The organism is Keratinibaculum paraultunense (genome assembly GCF_016767175.1).
Lineage (GTDB): Bacteria > Bacillota > Clostridia > Tissierellales > Tepidimicrobiaceae > Keratinibaculum > Keratinibaculum paraultunense.
The window spans coordinates 315,808-333,388 of sequence record NZ_CP068564.1 but is presented as its reverse complement, the minus strand read 5'-3'; the positions used below and the strand labels follow the sequence as shown (position 1 = coordinate 333,388).

19 protein-coding genes are annotated in these 17,581 nt (G+C 28.4%); all 19 read right to left on the bottom strand.

Features of this window, described 5'->3' with window-relative positions; translation table 11 throughout:
* Positions 1–94: 94 nt before the first annotated feature.
* Positions 95–2,446, bottom strand: coding sequence for a Lon protease family protein (locus tag JL105_RS01520; RefSeq protein WP_132025412.1), 2,352 nt, complete (start codon positions 2,444–2,446; stop codon positions 95–97).
* Positions 2,447–2,597: 151 nt separating this feature from the next.
* Positions 2,598–3,038 (bottom strand): protease complex subunit PrcB family protein, encoded by a 441-nt coding sequence (locus JL105_RS01515; protein WP_132025414.1) that lies wholly within the window; start codon positions 3,036–3,038, stop codon positions 2,598–2,600.
* 120 nt (positions 3,039–3,158) lie between these two features.
* A complete protein-coding gene (locus JL105_RS01510) occupies positions 3,159–4,094 on the bottom strand; it encodes a transketolase family protein (protein WP_132025415.1) in 936 nt (311 codons plus the stop codon).
* The gene (locus tag JL105_RS01505; protein ID WP_132025416.1) at positions 4,087–4,908 is read right to left on the bottom strand and encodes a transketolase; all 822 of its coding nucleotides are present in this window, start codon (positions 4,906–4,908) and stop codon (positions 4,087–4,089) included. Before JL105_RS01505 ends, JL105_RS01510 begins: the two co-directional genes overlap by 8 nt.
* A complete protein-coding gene (locus tag JL105_RS01500; protein ID WP_132025418.1) occupies positions 4,908–5,777 on the bottom strand; it encodes a YitT family protein in 870 nt (289 codons plus the stop codon). Before JL105_RS01500 ends, JL105_RS01505 begins: the two co-directional genes overlap by 1 nt.
* A gap of 12 nt (positions 5,778–5,789) precedes the next feature.
* Entirely contained in the window at positions 5,790–6,545 is a 756-nt protein-coding gene (locus JL105_RS01495; RefSeq protein WP_132025420.1) for a WecB/TagA/CpsF family glycosyltransferase, read from the bottom strand.
* A gap of 4 nt (positions 6,546–6,549) precedes the next feature.
* Entirely contained in the window at positions 6,550–7,653 is a 1,104-nt protein-coding gene (csaB, locus tag JL105_RS01490) for a polysaccharide pyruvyl transferase CsaB (protein WP_132025422.1), read from the bottom strand.
* Positions 7,654–7,669: 16 nt separating this feature from the next.
* Positions 7,670–9,001 (bottom strand): O-antigen ligase family protein, encoded by a 1,332-nt coding sequence (locus JL105_RS01485; RefSeq protein WP_132025424.1) that lies wholly within the window; start codon positions 8,999–9,001, stop codon positions 7,670–7,672.
* Positions 8,992–9,543 (bottom strand): hypothetical protein, encoded by a 552-nt coding sequence (locus JL105_RS01480; RefSeq protein ID WP_132025426.1) that lies wholly within the window; start codon positions 9,541–9,543, stop codon positions 8,992–8,994. Before JL105_RS01480 ends, JL105_RS01485 begins: the two co-directional genes overlap by 10 nt.
* A gap of 18 nt (positions 9,544–9,561) precedes the next feature.
* Entirely contained in the window at positions 9,562–10,047 is a 486-nt protein-coding gene (locus JL105_RS01475; protein ID WP_132025428.1) for a DUF4330 domain-containing protein, read from the bottom strand.
* Positions 10,048–10,052: 5 nt separating this feature from the next.
* Entirely contained in the window at positions 10,053–11,174 is a 1,122-nt protein-coding gene (locus JL105_RS01470) for a glycosyltransferase family 4 protein (protein ID WP_237722290.1), read from the bottom strand.
* 83 nt (positions 11,175–11,257) lie between these two features.
* Complete coding sequence (locus JL105_RS01465; RefSeq protein ID WP_132025432.1) at positions 11,258–12,202, bottom strand: PIG-L deacetylase family protein; 945 nt, start codon at positions 12,200–12,202, stop codon at positions 11,258–11,260.
* A gap of 25 nt (positions 12,203–12,227) precedes the next feature.
* Entirely contained in the window at positions 12,228–12,710 is a 483-nt protein-coding gene (locus JL105_RS01460) for a hypothetical protein (protein ID WP_132025434.1), read from the bottom strand.
* A gap of 60 nt (positions 12,711–12,770) precedes the next feature.
* Positions 12,771–13,541 (bottom strand): GNAT family protein, encoded by a 771-nt coding sequence (locus JL105_RS01455; RefSeq protein WP_132025436.1) that lies wholly within the window; start codon positions 13,539–13,541, stop codon positions 12,771–12,773.
* 95 nt (positions 13,542–13,636) lie between these two features.
* Positions 13,637–13,987, bottom strand: a complete 351-nt coding sequence (locus tag JL105_RS01450) for a type II toxin-antitoxin system PemK/MazF family toxin (protein ID WP_132025438.1) — start codon at positions 13,985–13,987, stop codon at positions 13,637–13,639.
* On the bottom strand, positions 13,984–14,265 hold the full coding sequence (locus JL105_RS01445; RefSeq protein ID WP_132025440.1) for a CopG family ribbon-helix-helix protein: 282 nt from the start codon (positions 14,263–14,265) through the stop codon (positions 13,984–13,986). The genes JL105_RS01450 and JL105_RS01445 overlap by 4 nt, the downstream gene beginning before the upstream one ends.
* Positions 14,266–14,391: 126 nt before the next feature.
* Positions 14,392–15,564 (bottom strand): alanine racemase, encoded by a 1,173-nt coding sequence (alr, locus tag JL105_RS01440; RefSeq protein WP_132025442.1) that lies wholly within the window; start codon positions 15,562–15,564, stop codon positions 14,392–14,394.
* An 88-nt stretch (positions 15,565–15,652) separates the two neighbouring features.
* Complete coding sequence (locus JL105_RS01435; protein WP_132025444.1) at positions 15,653–16,915, bottom strand: NAD(P)H-hydrate dehydratase; 1,263 nt, start codon at positions 16,913–16,915, stop codon at positions 15,653–15,655.
* Entirely contained in the window at positions 16,912–17,529 is a 618-nt protein-coding gene (locus tag JL105_RS01430; RefSeq protein ID WP_132025446.1) for a hypothetical protein, read from the bottom strand. The genes JL105_RS01435 and JL105_RS01430 overlap by 4 nt, the downstream gene beginning before the upstream one ends.
* Positions 17,530–17,581: the final 52 nt, after the last annotated feature.

Below are 17,581 nucleotides of genomic sequence, written 5' to 3'. Positions count from 1 at the left end.
ATTAAATCTTTTTTCTATTTTTTATGCCTCCCTCTATAATTTAAATTTATTTATAAATTAAAAAATATTATTCTAGCATGTTTTTATCAACGTATCATTCATATTCTTTACTTATCTTAGAATAGTACTCCAATTTTTGTTGAACTAAAAAATTAATTGTATCGGCTTTCTCTCCTGTAAGTATTTCTATACCTTCATCTATAGTTTTCACTGCATATATTTTAAACAAATTTTTCTCCACTGCTTCAATAACTTCATCCTCTAACATTAAATTTTGTATATTCCTATAAGGAATAATTACCCCTTGTTTTCCTGTTAATCCTTTCAGTTTACACACTTTATAAAATCCTTCTATTTTTTCATTTACTCCTCCTATAGGCTGTATTTCCCCTTTTTGATTTACAGATCCAGTAACGGCAATATACTGCTTAATAGGCTTTTCTGAAAGACTTGATAATAGAGCATATAATTCTGTACTAGAAGCACTATCTCCATCTATTCCTCCATAAGATTGCTCAAATGTAATACTAGCAGTTAAAGATAAAGGATTATCTTTGGCATATTTTTCCCCTAAATATCCACTTAATATTAAAACTCCTTTATCATATATACTTCCAGATTGCTCTACTTCCCTTTCTATATTTATTATATCTCCTTTCCCTGCATAGGTATTTACAGTTATTTTGCTTGGTCTTCCAAACATATATTGCCCCGAATCTATTACAGATAATCCATTTATTTCTCCTACTTTCTCTCCATCTATATCTATTAATATATAATCTTTCTCTATTAACTCCATAAGTTTTTCTTCATAAGCATCATTACGATACCTTTTCTTTTTTATTGCTTTATCTACATCCTTTTTAGTAATTATATCTCCATTTCTCTTACTTGCCCATTCATCTGCTTCATATAAAATTTCTACTAGCTCGCTAAATTTAGCTGTTAATTTTTCTTGGTGCTCAGCAATACGACTACTCTGCTCAATAATAGCAGCTAAAGCAGTTTTATCAAAAGGCTTTAATTGTTCTTCCTTGCACTGATAAGCTACAAAAGAACCTATCTTTTTAATATTTTCTTCATTTCTATCCATTTCAATATCAAAATCTGCTCTGATTCTAAATAATTTTTTAAAATCATCATCATAATTATATAATAGTTGATACATCATATAATCTCCAATTATTATTACCTTTACATCTAAAGGGATAGGTTCAGGTCTTAATGTTTCTGAAATAACATTTAAGCCAGTAATATTTTCAACCACTATCTTTTCAGTAATTAATGCTCTTTTTAAACCTTCCCAAGAATAACTACTCTGTAAAATATCCTTTACTTGAATTATTATATATCCTCCATTGGCTTCATGTAAAGAGCCTGCTCTTATCTTGGTATGATCTGTCCTAAGACCTCCTAGCTCATTTACATATTCTATTTTTCCAAATAGATTATAATAAGTAGGGTTCATTTCTTTTATAACAGGGGCTTCCTCTTTATCTGTATTATCAACAAATAGATTTACTTCATATCTTTTCATAAAATCTTCTTTTCTATTTCCTATCATAAATATATTTTCTATCGGGTTTTTGCTATCCTCTGTTATAAACATATTATAATTATTTTTAATATCATTTTTCATATCTTTCAAATATTCATATATAGAAAGATTATCCTCATATTTTTTTATTAAAGAATCCATGTGCATAGTTAATACCTGAGAAACTTTACTTTCTTGCAAGCCAGTTATAGCCTCTACTAATCCCTTTTCTACTTCTTTAATTTTATTTATATAATCAAAGGATTTTTGACTTAATTGATTCGATAATTTCATCAATTCTTCAATTTCTTCTTCCGATAATTCATTCAATTCTTGCTCTGTTATAGGTCTTCCATTTTTTAAAGGTATGCTAAGTATTCCTCTTTCTGTCTGTTTAAATACAAAATTATATTCCTTAGCCATATTATTTAACTCGCTTAATATATCCTGTGCTTTTTTCTGATAAGCATTATATATTAAATTTTTACTATTTTCATATTCCTTAGATGTTAAAGCTTTATAAATTTCTTCCTCTATATTTATTATTATATTTTCAATCTCTTTTTTAAATACTTTCCCCTGACCCCTTTCTAAACTAACTGCTTTAGGAGATTTAGGATCCTTAAAATTGTATACATAACACCAATCCTTTGGAGGAACCTTTTTGGATGCAAATTCTTTAGCAACTAAGTAGGAATAGCTATTTCTTCCAGTACCTATAAGTCCAGAAACAAATATATTATACCCCTTTTTAGGTATGGATAAGCCATATTTTAATGCTTCCATAGCTCTTTTTTGCCCTATTAATTCCCTAGATACAGAAAGCTTTTCCGTTGTATCATATTTAAATATATCTGGATTACATCTATTTTTAAGTTTATCTAAAGGCACTAAATAATTTTCTGCCATGCTAAACACCTCCCATAAAATATTGTATTAAACCGTTTTATTTTATACTATATTATCAGATATACATGATATATTCTAGTATTTATTAAGTATTTATTAATTTACAGTTACTTATTTGATAAAAAAAGAGAAGCTATACTTCTCTATAAACTTAATTCTCATATTCAATTTCTAATTTTATATTCTCTGGCATTTCTTTTAAATCTGTCTTTGCAATTACAAAAGGATAAGTAAAATTTTGAGTAACAATATCGTTAACATCTGGATCTTTAAATTTAGCATATACAATTAAATCAAATTGATCTTTATTTTTTTGTTCTTTTACTATTTTATCTATTTCTACACTATATCCTCCGGTGTTTTTTTCTCCTCTAGTCACTATTATATATATTTCATCATCATATCTACAAGCTAGTGCCCTTTCTTCTGTCAAATATTTAGGAAGAACCTCCCTTATTTTTTCTGGAATTTCCGATTTTTCAAGAACCTTATATTTCACCTTAATCTCACCCTTATCCATATATTTGGGAATTAATAAAAAACCTAGTAACACAACTATAATAATCCCAATAATTATATATTTCTTATTCAAATCCATCCCCCCTAAAGGAATACTTATAATATATTATTCTAGTAAGGACGGGTTTATGTACAAAAATATGGTAATAGCACCAACATATTCATTGGTGCTCTAATTATATTCAATAATTATTTATTTAGATAATATTTTTTTAGCCTTTTTTATTATATTTTGTTCATTTAGTCCATATTTTTCTAATAATGATTCTCCATCTCCTGATTCTCCAAAAGTGTCCATTGTACCTATTCGTTCTACATAGGTGGGACTTTCTTGAGAAACTACTTCTGATACTGCACTACCTAAGCCACCAATTATAGTATGTTCTTCTATAGTAACTATTCCCTTAGTTTCTTTAGCTGCCTTTATTATTATATCTTTATCTATAGGTTTAATAGTTGACATATTTATAACTCTTGCAGATATGCCTTCCTCTGCTAATATCTCTGCTGCACTTAAAGCCTTTGCTACCATTACTCCTGTAGCTATTAAAGTTATATCTTCTCCTTCTCTTAACTTTACTCCTTTTCCTATTTCAAATTTATAATCCTCATCAAATATTACTGGTACCTTGCTTCTTCCCAGCCTTATGTATACTGGTCCAATATGTTCTACTGCTTTATATACACATTGTTTCGCCTCTACTGCATCTGCAGGACTTAATACTACCATATTAGGTAAAGATCTCATCAAACTTAAATCCTCTAATGCTTGATGAGTTGCCCCATCTTCCCCTACTGTTAAGCCTGCATGGGTAGCTGCTATTTTTACATTTAATTTAGGATAACAAATGGAAGTTCTAACTATCTCAAAAGCCCTTCCTGTAGCAAATACAGCAAAAGTACTAGCAAATGGAATCTTCCCTGTTGTTGCTAATCCTGCAGCAGTAGCCATTAAATTTTGTTCCGCTATACCTACATTAAAAAATCTATCTGGATAAGCTTTGGCAAAAATGGCTGTCTTAGTAGAACCTGAAAGATCTGCATCTAATACAACTATATCCTTATTTTTCCCACCTAATTCTTTTAATGCCTCTCCATAAGCTTCTCTTGTTGCTATCATATTAGCCATTTATTATCCCTCCTAGTTCCTCTATTGCCTTTTCAGCTTCTTCTTTTGATGGAGCTTTTCCATGCCAACCTACTTGATTTTCCATAAAAGATACGCCCTTGCCTTTTATAGTTTTTGCAATTATTATAGTAGGTTTCCCCTTAGTATTTTTTGCTTCATCTATAGCATTAAATATTTGTTCAAATGAATGCCCATCTATATCTATTACATGCCATCCAAATGCTTTAAATTTATCCCCTATAGGTTCTATATTCATTACATCTTTATTAAATCCATCTATTTGCAATCCATTATGATCTAAAAATACAGTAATATTATCTAATTTATAATGAGATGCAAACATGGCTGCTTCCCATACTATTCCTTCTTGTGCTTCACCATCACCAATTAAAGCATAAACCCTATAATCTTTATTGTCAATTTTCCCTGCTAAAGCCATTCCATTGGCAGCAGCTATACCTTGCCCTAAAGATCCTGTAGTCATATCTATACCTGGAGTACTTTTCATATCTGGATGTCCTTGAAGCATAGAATTTATTCTTCTTAAATTATTTAATTCTTTTTTAGGAAAATATCCTTTCCTTGCTAAAGCTGCATATAATACTGGTGCACCATGCCCTTTAGATAATACAAATCTATCCCTATCTGCCCAATTGGGATTTTTAGGATCTATATTCATTTCTTTAAAGTAGAGAGCTGTTACTATTTCTACAGCTGAAAGAGAACCACCTGGATGTCCAGAACCAGCTTTTTCTAGCATTTTTATAATATCAATTCTTATTTGTCTTGCAGTGTCTTCTAAATCTTTATACATTATATCCCTCCTGTTTCTTTTCCAATTTCTTCAAAACCTTCTCCTAACACTTCAGACACTTCTGTTACCATAATGAAGGCATCTTTATCTATATTGCTTACTATCTCCTTAGCTTTAGCAAATTGAGATCTATTTACTACACAAAGAAGTACATCTCTTTCTTCTTTTGTGTACATACCCTTGCCTTTAAACAAAGTTGCTCCTCTATTTAAATCTTTCATTATCCTTTCGCTTATCTCCTCTGGTTTATTGGTAATTATAAGGAAAGCTTTTAAATACCCTATTCCTTCTAAAATTAAATCAATTACTTTCACAGTAACAAATAAAGCTATTATAGAATACAAAGATGTTTCAACCTTCTTATCTATTATACCAGCAAAAATTACAACTAACATATCTATAACCATCATAAAAGTAGATACACTCAAGGAAGGAAATATTTTATTTAATATAAAACCAATTAAATCCGTACCTCCTGTTGTACCTCCAGCTTTAAACACTATTCCCAATCCAATACCAGAGACCAATCCTCCAAATATAGATGCCAATAATAAATCTGGTGTTACCGCTTGAGGTGGAATTATTTTTAGAAAAAAAGATAATAATGTAGTAGCATACAAAGTTTTCCAACCAAAGTTTTTCCCAAGCATCAAAATCCCAATTATAAATAAAGGAATATTTATTGCTAAATTTGTTAAATATACAGGCACATTAGTAATTTTTTTAAATACTATTGCAAATCCTGTAACACCGCCTGGAGCTATTGTATTTGGTTCTAAAAAGAAAGTTAATCCAATAGCTAACAAAAATACTCCAACTGTTAATCCTACTATAGATACTGTAGTCTTATACCAAATTTTTTCTCTCATTTAACCCCCCCATTATTCAATAACATCTTTAGAGAACAACACATGAATCATAAATTTAGGTAATACTAATTGTCTTTTTATACGAGAAGGTTCTTTGATTAATCTATAAAACCATTCCAAACCTAATTTTTGAAAAATTTCTGGTGCTCTCTTAGTATTCCCTGAAAGCACATCCATAGTGCCTCCATTACCTATTATAATTTTAGATGGAAGTCTCCCTTTATTTTCATATATCCAAATCTCCTGTTTAGGAAAACCTAATCCAACAAATATTATATCTGGTTTTTTTCCACAAATTTCATCTATAATAGCAATTTCCTCTGGATGATCCTTTTCACCTAAATGGCTTCCTTTAAAATAACCATTATGATAGCCTACCACTTTTATATTAGGATATTTTTCTTTGATTTTTTCACTAGCCTTTTTAGCTACTCCTTCTTTCCCTCCTAATAAATATAAGCTATAGCCTCCTCTATTAGCTATTTCAAGAATTTTCATTGACAAATCAAATCCAGTAACCCTTTCCTTTAATGGCTTTTTCTTTATATTGGAAGCATATATAAGCCCTATACCATCTGGAACTATTAAATCTCCAGAATTTACAATATTTCTCAATTTTTTATTTTCTTTACATGCCATTACTATTTCAGTATTTGGGGTATATATAGTCTTTAAACCTTCATCTTTTAAAAAAGCTTCTATTTTATTAGTAGCTTCATCTAAACTTACATTATCCACTCTAACTCCAAATATTTTTATACTCTCCAAATTATCACCTGCTTTTTAAAAGTTCTAAGGCCATATGAGCATTTTTAACTGCTTTTTCTTTCATATATTTATCTATTCTATTGAGTTTGTTTCTTAATTCTTCTCTATTATTCCATACATATTCAATGTTTTCAATTAATTCATCATATTTCATATCTTCTACTTTACACATATAGTTCATATTTATAGACTTTAAAAAACTTTCAATTTTAGGATCATATATAAGACCTACCATTGGAACACATTGACTAGCTGCATATATTAATGAATGAAGTCTCATGGCTATTATAATCTCCAGTTCTCTTATAATGCCCATAATATCCTCTGCACTATGCTTATTAGATAATATATAACAACTATTTGATACTTTATTTAATACATCATAACTAATAGATAAATCTTCTGGATAGTGCATAGGTATTAATACTACATTTACATTATATTTATGTCCAATATAATCTATAGCTTTAACAATATTTTCTACTAAATCACAGGTATTTTTCCATTCTCTAATTGAAATTCCTATCAATGGCTTATCAATTGGTATATTTTCCTCTTCTAGAATATCAAGTACTGTAGCTCTATCTGTAGGCTCTAAACTAAATACTGGATCTGCAGTTACATATATGTTTTCATTTTTAACTCCTAATTCCTTTAAAAATATTTTTGAATCCTGATCTCTTAATGTAATTAAATTCACTTTGTTTAAAATGTTTCTAGTTAAAATTCTATTTATCTTTTTATTAATTGGTCCTATACCATTAGCATATACCATGACAGGTTTATTAAATAGTTTAGCTACTTTCATAAGGGTTACATAATAAAGCAGAGAACGTGTACTGGTAACATCCTGTAGTAGACTTCCACCACCACTTATAAATAAATCACAATCTTTAATAGATTTGATTACACTTTTAACACTAAACCTATTGACAGCATCTATATTATATATTTCCCGTGTACAAGAGGGATTGTTTGATAATGCAATTATATTTACATTTTTTTCAAGCTCTTTTATATCTTTAACTATGGCCTTTAAAATAGCATCATCTCCACTATTATCAAATCCATAATAACCAGAAACTAGTATTTTCTTATTCACAACCATAATTTATTCTCCTTTTTTAACTAATCTCCTTGGATTCATTGGAAATCCGCATAAGAGCTAATATAAGAGCAACTAGTGTCCAGAAAGTAATTATAATTTTAGGAAGATATAAGACACTTTCAACAGCTCCATGAGCCAATAATGCTGATAAACCTGCAAGAACTCCTCCTGCCATAGTTTTTATATATTTATCCTCAGTTTTCATCAATCTTTTAATTGCATATTTATATAATACGAATATAAATATTATAAAAACTATTAACCCTAATACACCCATTTCAGCCATAGTCTGTAGATAAGTATTATGAGAATGATAAGCAGGCATAGTTCTTATATAAGTCTCAAAAGTAGCCTTAAAAGGAATATATCCAAACCCCACACCTATAAGCCAATTATCTCTTATAATTTCCAATGTAATCTTCCATAATCTAATTCTGTATGCATTAGACGAATCCTTTAAACTGCCAATAGTTAAAATCCTATTTATAATATTTTGAGGTAAAAAATATAACCCTAACAAAGCTATCGGAATTATACCCAATAATAATTTTTTCTCAACTAACAAAACAAACATGAATATACCAAAAGCAAATCCAATCCATCCTCCTCTGGATAATGTTAGAACTAAAACTATGGTTAATATTAAACTAGTAATCAAGAATATGCCTTTTTTATGAATTTTTTTCGAATACCAAAATAAGGATAAAGAAATAGGGATAATCATAATCAAATATTCTGCTAAAACATTAGGATTCCCAAATACAGAATATACCCTAGCCTTTACATCTGGATTGCTTGAAACATCTACCCATTTATCTTCCATTTCTACTCCAACCTTATACTGATATAGACCATACAAAGCTACTAATGTAGCAGCAATTACCAAAAGAGTCACAAATTTATTAAAATCTTCTTTTGTTTTTATATTATTAACTATTACAAATACAAATCCTATGGAAGTTAAATGTATGGCTAAGTCTCTAAAACTACCAGAAGGATCTATAGATGTAATAGTCGAAATCAAAATAAGTATTGCATACATTATAATAGGTATATCGACAGGATCTTTTGTCAATGGATTCGTTTCTTTAAATAAATTCTTACATATGTAGATTCCTATTAAAAATATAAAATATATTAGATTTAACATATCTGGAATAAAAGGTAATATAAGTACACCAATATATGTTCCTATTCTTACATCATAAAATGTTAATATTATTCCTATAGCTCCTAATAACAAAAATATAAAATATTTTAATGGCAATTTATAATATATAAAAGAAAATAAAATACCAAAAATTATAGGGAGAATTAATTCTTTTTTCTCTATACGTTCTACCACCATTGATCCACTCCCTCGTCAATAGTAAATATACTTCTAATAAAAGAACAAAAGTAGCTCTCTTTTAGAATAGATTTATAATCTCTAATGCTTAATATTACAATAGAAACAAATATAAATATTAAAGCCATTATATAGGATCTTCCTACATAAAATCCTCTTATAATATTGTTTATTATAATCCCTATACCAAAGGATAGAAAAAATACGCAAAGGTTTACTACTAAATGTATATTATCTTTTAATAAGGAATTAAAAAAATTATATATTATGCTTTTATCATTATTTTTCTCTATTCTTTTTCTTAACTCTGTAAATAAATTATTTATTCCACCAATTATATTACTATATATACGATAAAAAAAGCTTTCCTTTATTAAACTTCTACTAGAAGTAAATAACTTAATCAAATTGGAACCTTTGGATAATTTTTTTATTCCATTGCCTATAAAATTATTAAATTTTTTTAAATTGCTGTATATATAGCATCTTTCTAAAAAATCCCATATATTCATAAATAAATTAACTACTACACTATTGTACATATAAACCACTCCTACTCCTTATTGTACTTCTACTCCTAGTATAGTGCCTAATACTGCTACATTTTTGTTTTTTAGTTTAAATTGAGTTCCAATTCTAATCTGTTCTCCTCCAGCAATTACTACATCTGGATTTTCCTTCACATCTGCCTCTACAGTCATAAGTACTACATACTTTCCTGGAACTTCTGACAATACCCATTTTCCATCTGCATTTTCTGCTGGTTCTTTATAAGGTTCAACTTTTTTATCAACTATTTCACCAATTTTTTCACCTTTATCATAATGGTACAAAGGATCTCCTATAACTATCCCTTCTACAGTAGGAGTTCTAATATCTGCAACTTCTATAGTAATAATAGCTTTCTTAGTTTCTGCTATAGCAGCTGGATTTTTTTTCATACGTTTAACTCCACCACCAATTAATAAAACAAAAATTAGTAATACTATTAAGTCAATTATATTTATTATGCCAAATAATTTTCCTTTTTCATCAACAATCTTCATATAAATTACCTCCTAGATTCCAATATTTGTTTATATATTTTATAGTGCTCTTCAGCCATGTTCTTGGAAGAAAAATTTTCTTTTACACTTTTAAACAAATTTTCTCCCATGGTCTTTATCATTTCTTTGTTTTCCATGAAAAAGATTATTTTTTCAGCTAATGCATTACTATCTCCTACATCTATTAACCAGCCATTATATCCATCTTTTATAAGCTTATTTATACCCCCCACATTAGTGCTTATAATTGTTTTTTTAAGTCTAGCACCTTCTAAAATTACATATGGAAAACTCTCACTAATAGATGTTAATACATTTATATCTATAGCATTGAAAAAAGAATAAGGATCTTTTACATAGCCTAAAAAATGAATATAATCTTCAATTCTCATTTCCTTTACTAAAGATTTAAGCCTTTTTTCTTCACTTCCTGTACCAGCAATCAAAAATATTACATCTTTTCTCTGTTGTAATACCTTGTAAGCTCCTTTAATAAATGTTTCATGATCTTTAACTGCATCTAACCTTGCAATAATTCCAACTATAAGCTTCCCTTCTCCTGAAATATTATATCTTTTTAAAAATTCTTCTTTTGATACATATTCAATTTCACTTTCAAGATCTATCCCGTTATATACGGTAAAAATCTTATCACCTTCAAATCCTCTTGATTCCATCATATCCTTGAATGTATCAGATATAGCTATGTAATAATCAAATTTTTTTAATGCTATAGAATTAAGTGTAGTATACACTATTCTCTTATAAAAATTATCCTTAAAATCCAACTTGTAATCACTATGTATAGTAGTTATCATAGGCTTTTTTATTTTATTTTTTAAAAACATAGCAATAAAATTTGCTCTTGCTCCATGACAATGAATTATGTCATAATCTTTTCTTATTATTTCCTCTTCTAATCTTTTAACTACAGATATATCAGTTCTTTTTTTCTGTTTAAATACTTCAATATCAATACCAGCTTCTAATGCATCATAGTAAAAAATATCCTCTATAAAACAAATTACTTTAGCATCTATTAATTTATTTAATTCCTTTATCAATGAAATAACATGAGTTTTAGCACCTCCTGTGTCTCCGCCACTGATTAAGTGAAGAACTTTCATCATAATAGCTCTTAATTAGAGCTTCCCTCCTTCCATATGGGAATCAATAATACAAGTATTATATCATAATAAGCCTTTCTATCCTATAATAAATTACTATTTTGCTGAAACTTCCCATTTAATATATTTTTTATACCACATACATAATTCTTCTTTAATTCCCTATTTGTCCTAAAGCTAGGCAATAAATTATATCTACTACTCAATTGTCTAAATTGTTCTGGCTTAAAACCTAAATTATATAACATTTTTTCTATTTCAACTATTGTATCTAGATTAGCTCTAACAAATACTTCTGCTCCATACCCTTCGTTAACTATAAATCTTTTTTTCCTGTCTAACATTTCAAATACACTAAAATCCATAGCCCATTGAGAACTAAATACATTATATATATTCCCTTTTTCATTATACAGTTTTTCATCCATAATACTTATACTATTTATTATTTTAGGATCTATAGGACAATTTACTTCATACATGTATATCCTATCAAAACTATTATTACATTTCTCTAAAGCCCTAATAACAGCTCTGGTAGTTTCCACATGATCTGTATGTCCATCTAACAAAAAAGGAGTATATATAATGGTAGGTTCTTCTTTAGATAATAAATTAATTATTTTATCTATTAACTCCTCTTTAGAAGAATCCAATTTTCCATCTATTTCATCTAAAAAATAAATACTATTAAATTTATATATCTCCTTTATCTTTTCTCCTTCCATTCTTCTTGCTTTTACCAATTCTTCTCTAGAAAGATCTGATGTACTTCCACCTCCATCAGTTAAATATACTAATGCCATTGAATTAGATTCTTTTTTATGTTTTAATAATGTAGCTCCAATTCCAATAGTCTCATCATCCACATGAGGAGAAAATACCATAATTTTTTCATCTTTACCAATCATATCATCTATTTTTAAATTTTCATTAGCAACACTATTTTTATAATAATAATAAGTATATATATTATTAATCAATTTTATAGGGTGTTTAAGTATTAATTTAGCTAAATTCTTAACCATAAACTCACATCCTCTATTTAGTTTATTATCTTATCTCATATCTTCCTTTGACTAAAAAAACAGAGTCGTTTAGAGCATAAACTCCTCTTCCATCATCTCTAGGAACTATTAATAAGTGATTAAGAGGCACTTCTTCATCTTTTTTTAAATCTTTCCCAACTGTTAGATCTGATAATCCATCTTTTCCTAAAGCTATTATTTTTGCTTTTCCAGGTCCATTACCTGTTCCACCTCTTAATATAATCTCAGTACCCTCTTTCCCTATAATGGATTGTCCTGCTAATATTTCAACTACTTCAAAATCACTGGGTGAACCATTACTTCCATCAATATTAGATAATTTTTCATCGATATACTCTTTTAATTGATTAATTCGCTTTTCTAAATAACTTAAAGATACTAAAGGATCTTTTTCTGAACCGGGTTCAGAAAAAACTACAATTGAACCTAGCATTAAAAATATTAATACCATAAATACAGTAACTCTTTTAAACTTATTTCTAAACATTTTTCAACCTCCTAAAACATTCCCATGATTATTATATTATCTGCTTTATATTACTAATACCTAGAAATAATCTCCTTTAAAAATTGGAATATCAATTTTGCTAATATCCTGACCTTCTCTTTCAAAAGATAGTATTGTAACTCTATTTTTAAATAATCTATACATAACTGTTTTTTCAGTAGTATAGTTAAACAAAATTGGATATTTTACCTTCGTAAAATGTTTACTATACTCAGGATTAAATCTACCTAATACATAATATATATTGTCTATACGATTAACAAGTAAATAATATACTCCATCTTTTTTATAATAATAATATTTATTTATCGGACACTTTACAAATCTCCACATTAAATAATCATCATCAATGTATTTTGTCTCTTCTTTTAAGTTATTACTACTAATTACCAGTTTCATATAATAATATTTGTTTATCTCCCATCCTAGTTTTAAATTTCCTGGTCTAGAATTTTCATTAGGATAGTTGTATATAAATCCGTCTTTAGTTTTATCAAGAGCAATTAATGTCATCTTAGTAAATATACCCTTACCCCTAAATTCTTTTAGTACTCCAGTATCACAAGGTTGATAACAAGCATATACATCTATATCATTTCTCCAAAAACTACGAATCCCTATAGGTTTATTACCCTTATAAGCTAATACTATGTATGAATCTCCATATATGTCATCTAAATATTTCCATTTAAACCAATCTGTGTCATAATTTAAGTGAAATACTTCATTAAATACATCTATAAAATCTTTTATTTCTCTTTGTGTAAATTCACTACTTACCTTACATACATAATTAATATCTTCTTTCATAGTAAAGCCACCTTCCAATTAAACTAATTCAAATATTCCTTCATTAAATTATACTATATAATAAAAAAATAAGCATGTGAAATATGCTTATTTTTTTATAAATCTATTAAACCTAAACTTATTTTTAAACACTCATCAACTTTATCCATCATCTCATCACTAAATCTGCCAATCTTCTCTCGAAGTCTCTTTTTATCTATAGTTCTAATTTGCTCTAATAATACTACTGAATCTTTAGGTAATCCATATTCAGAAGCATTAATTTCAACATGGGTAGGCAACTTTGCTTTATTTATTTGTGATGTAATAGCTGCAATAATAACAGTAGGACTATATTTATTTCCTATATCATTTTGAATTACAAGAACTGGTCTTACTCCTCCTTGCTCAGAGCCAATTACCGGACTCAGATCAGCATAAAAAACATCTCCTCTTTTTACGATCACACTTTTTCACACCCCGTAAGCCTTGTTTCATAAACGTTTAACTCAGCCATATCCTGTTCTAGCCCTACTTCAGCAAGGGTTGAGTTAATTTTACTCATTTCCACATATCCATCCTTAAGTTGCTTATATACTTGAACTTTATGTTTTTCACGAATATATAGTTTCATAGCTTCTTTTATAAATTCACTCCTATTTTTTTTCTCCATAGCAACTATAAAATCCACTTCTTCAATCAAACTATTTGGTAAACTAACAGTAATCTTCTTAGTCTCAGCCATTATGAATTTGCACCCCCACATAAATGTCCATATAAACAAAGCATAAAACAAATTTGTAAATTACATAATTAATTATATATTCTTTACACTCATTGTGTCAACACTGCCTATTGTTTATTCTATTAATTAATCTAGTAAATAATCTATTATTTTCACTATTTCCCCATTTTTAATGTATACTCTTGGAATCCTTCTTCCTACCATGCAAATTATTTCATAACTAATAGTACCTAATTTATTAGCTATTTCTTCCACAGTAGGATAATCCTTTTCGTATCCAAATAATACTACTTCATCTTCTATATTTATATTCTCCACTTCTGATACATCTAACATACATTGATCCATACATATTTTGCCAACTACTGGTACTCGCTTACCCCTAATAAAAGCTTCTGCTTTGGATGTTAAAAGTCTAGAAAATCCATCAGCATATCCAATAGGAATAGTAGCAATTTGAGATTCCTTATCTGTTGTATATATTCCTCCATAACTAATATGTGTTCCTTTAGGTACCATTTTTACATTTGAAACCTTTGCTTTTAATGTCATAGCTGGTTTGAGTATTACCTTGTCTTTATCAACCTCATCTGAAGGATAATATCCATATAACATTATCCCTGCACGAACCATATCCAAATTATATTGGGGAAGATCTATAATTGCTGCACTATTGGATACATGTTTAGTTGGAATATTAATCCCATTTTTTTCTAGTTCATTAACTACATACATAAACTTTTTAAACTGTGATGTAGTGTATTCCTTATTTTTTTCATCTGCTTTTGCAAAATGAGTGTATATACCTTCTATTTTAAGATTAGGTAATTTAGAAATTTTAATAATTTCCTCTATTGAATTTTTATTTGGTAAAAAACCTATTCTACCCATCCCAGTATCTATTTTTATATGAATTTTAGAATTTTTCCCTAATTTTGTTCCTACATCAGAAAGAGCTTTAGCACTTTCATAATTATATATAGTTTGCTCAATTCCCCATTTTGTAACCAAACGATATTGATATATAGGGGTATATCCTAATATTAATATGGGTGCAAGTATATCAGCCTTTCTCAATTCAATTGCTTCCGATAAAGTTGCTACTGCTAATCTATCTGCACCATTTTCTAAAAATGCTTTAGCAACTTCTACCGAACCGTGACCATAAGCATTTGCTTTAACTACTGCAGTAACCAAAGTATCCTTTTTTGTAATTCTTCTAACTTCCTTAATATTATGGATTAAATTATCTAAATTTATTTCTGCCCACACAGGTCTAATTTCATTTAATTTTTGCATAATATCACTCCTGTTATTAAATGGCATGTTGCATAAATGTTATATTATATATATTCATCTTTTAGAGACAAAATCCTTCTTTTTTACCTTAATTATTATAAAATTCTTCTAAATTCTTTATACTATAAGGAATGTTATTTAATATATCGCTAGCAATCATACCATATTCTCCTTTATCTCTACTAACTAAATCTCCTGCTAAACCATGGCAATAAACACCTAACACTGCTCCTTCATATGGACTCATCCCTTGACCAACAAAACTAGTAATCATACCTGTTAGCACATCACCACTACCAGCTGTAGCCATTCCAGGATTTCCAGTAGAATTAATATATATTTTTTCTTTACCATCAGTCACTACTGTATTAGCCCCTTTCAATACTGTTATTGTATTATATTTATTCGATGTGAATTTAGAATATTCCTCTCGTCCTTTTTGAATATCATTTATGCTTACTCCTAATAGTCTAGATAACTCTCCTGGGTGAGGTGTGATTATAGTAGGACCTTGTCTATAAGATAAAATTGTTGGATCTAAAGAAACCAAATTTATTCCATCTGCATCCAACACTACAGGTTTTTTATATTCCAAAAGTATTTTCCTTATAAGCTCAAGTCTTTGATCATCAACTCCTATTCCTGGTCCTATAGCTATAATATCCATATCCTCTATTATTTCAATTATTTGTCTAAAAGAATTCATAGTAAAGTGTCCAGTTCCATCGTCTTCAACAGGTTTTATTATAGCTTCTGTCAATTTTATAGATAATATTTCCTTTAAACTTTCAGGAATAATAGAATATACCAGTCCACTACCAGTTCTTAAAGAAGCCATGGAAGATAAATAAGCTGCTCCTGTCATGCCCATGCTCCCTGCTATTATTCCAACTCTACCAAAGGTACCTTTATGAGAAGATTTATCTCTTTTGGGTAAGAGCCTTTTTATTTCTTTCGGCACCTGCACTCTTTTATCCTTTCCATAACCTATTGCAAAAGCAATAGCATATTTTTTTTCATGAGATATAGAAAGGTTAATATTATCTATTCCTAATTGACTGCAAACTTTTAAACCTTCATCATATAAATTTATATATGGTTTTTTATTCTCATCATGAAGTATCTCTATATGATGAAAATTAACCTTACCTATTCCTGTGCCTAAAAGTTTGCTTATAGCCTCTTTAGCTGCAAACATACCTGCTATAGTTTGTGGATTATGATTATTTTCTTCAATATATTTTTTTTCAATAAGGGTAAATACTTTTTTATAAAATTTATCCCTTTTATTATTTATAATATTTTCTATTCGATATACATCTACTATATCTACTCCACTACTTAAAATCATATGGGTTCTCCTCTATCCAATATTTGCTTATCTAGTTTTTCCATTTCCTTACTTCCTAACATACCATGTAAAAATGAATAAGTTGCATCTATCCATTCTTCATAATCATGTTTTTCATTTATTAAATCTTTTAATTTTTCTCTTAAAGTTTCCAATTCCTCTGTAACAGCATTTAGCTTTTTCTCTTTGGTTTTCAACTCTCTATAACCATATTCTACCGTCGCTTTTAAAAGTTCAAAATTCATATCTTTCATATCCTGAGGAATGATTTCTAATTGATACATTATATCCTCTAATTCTTTATTTATATCTTCTAGTTTTTGTTTATATTCATCCAATAAAACTATATTTTCCACTTTATGCTCATTATTTATTGTATCAGATATTCCTAAAATCATTTTCATAGCATGCAGTTTTTCTTTTTTAAGTTTTTCTTTTTGCCTTTCCAACTCTTTTTGTTTTTTTACTAACTCCATCAATTCTTCTTTAATATATTGAATATTTTTGTCATTTACATCTCCAAATAATTTTATCCAATTTTCATCTTCTATCAATAAAGGTATTTTATTTTTTTGAATTATATCTTTATCTAGATCAATGTCTTTATAGGTCATCGCATTTCCCCCTTTAATAAATTATACTACAAAAACAATGGGGAATTAATAA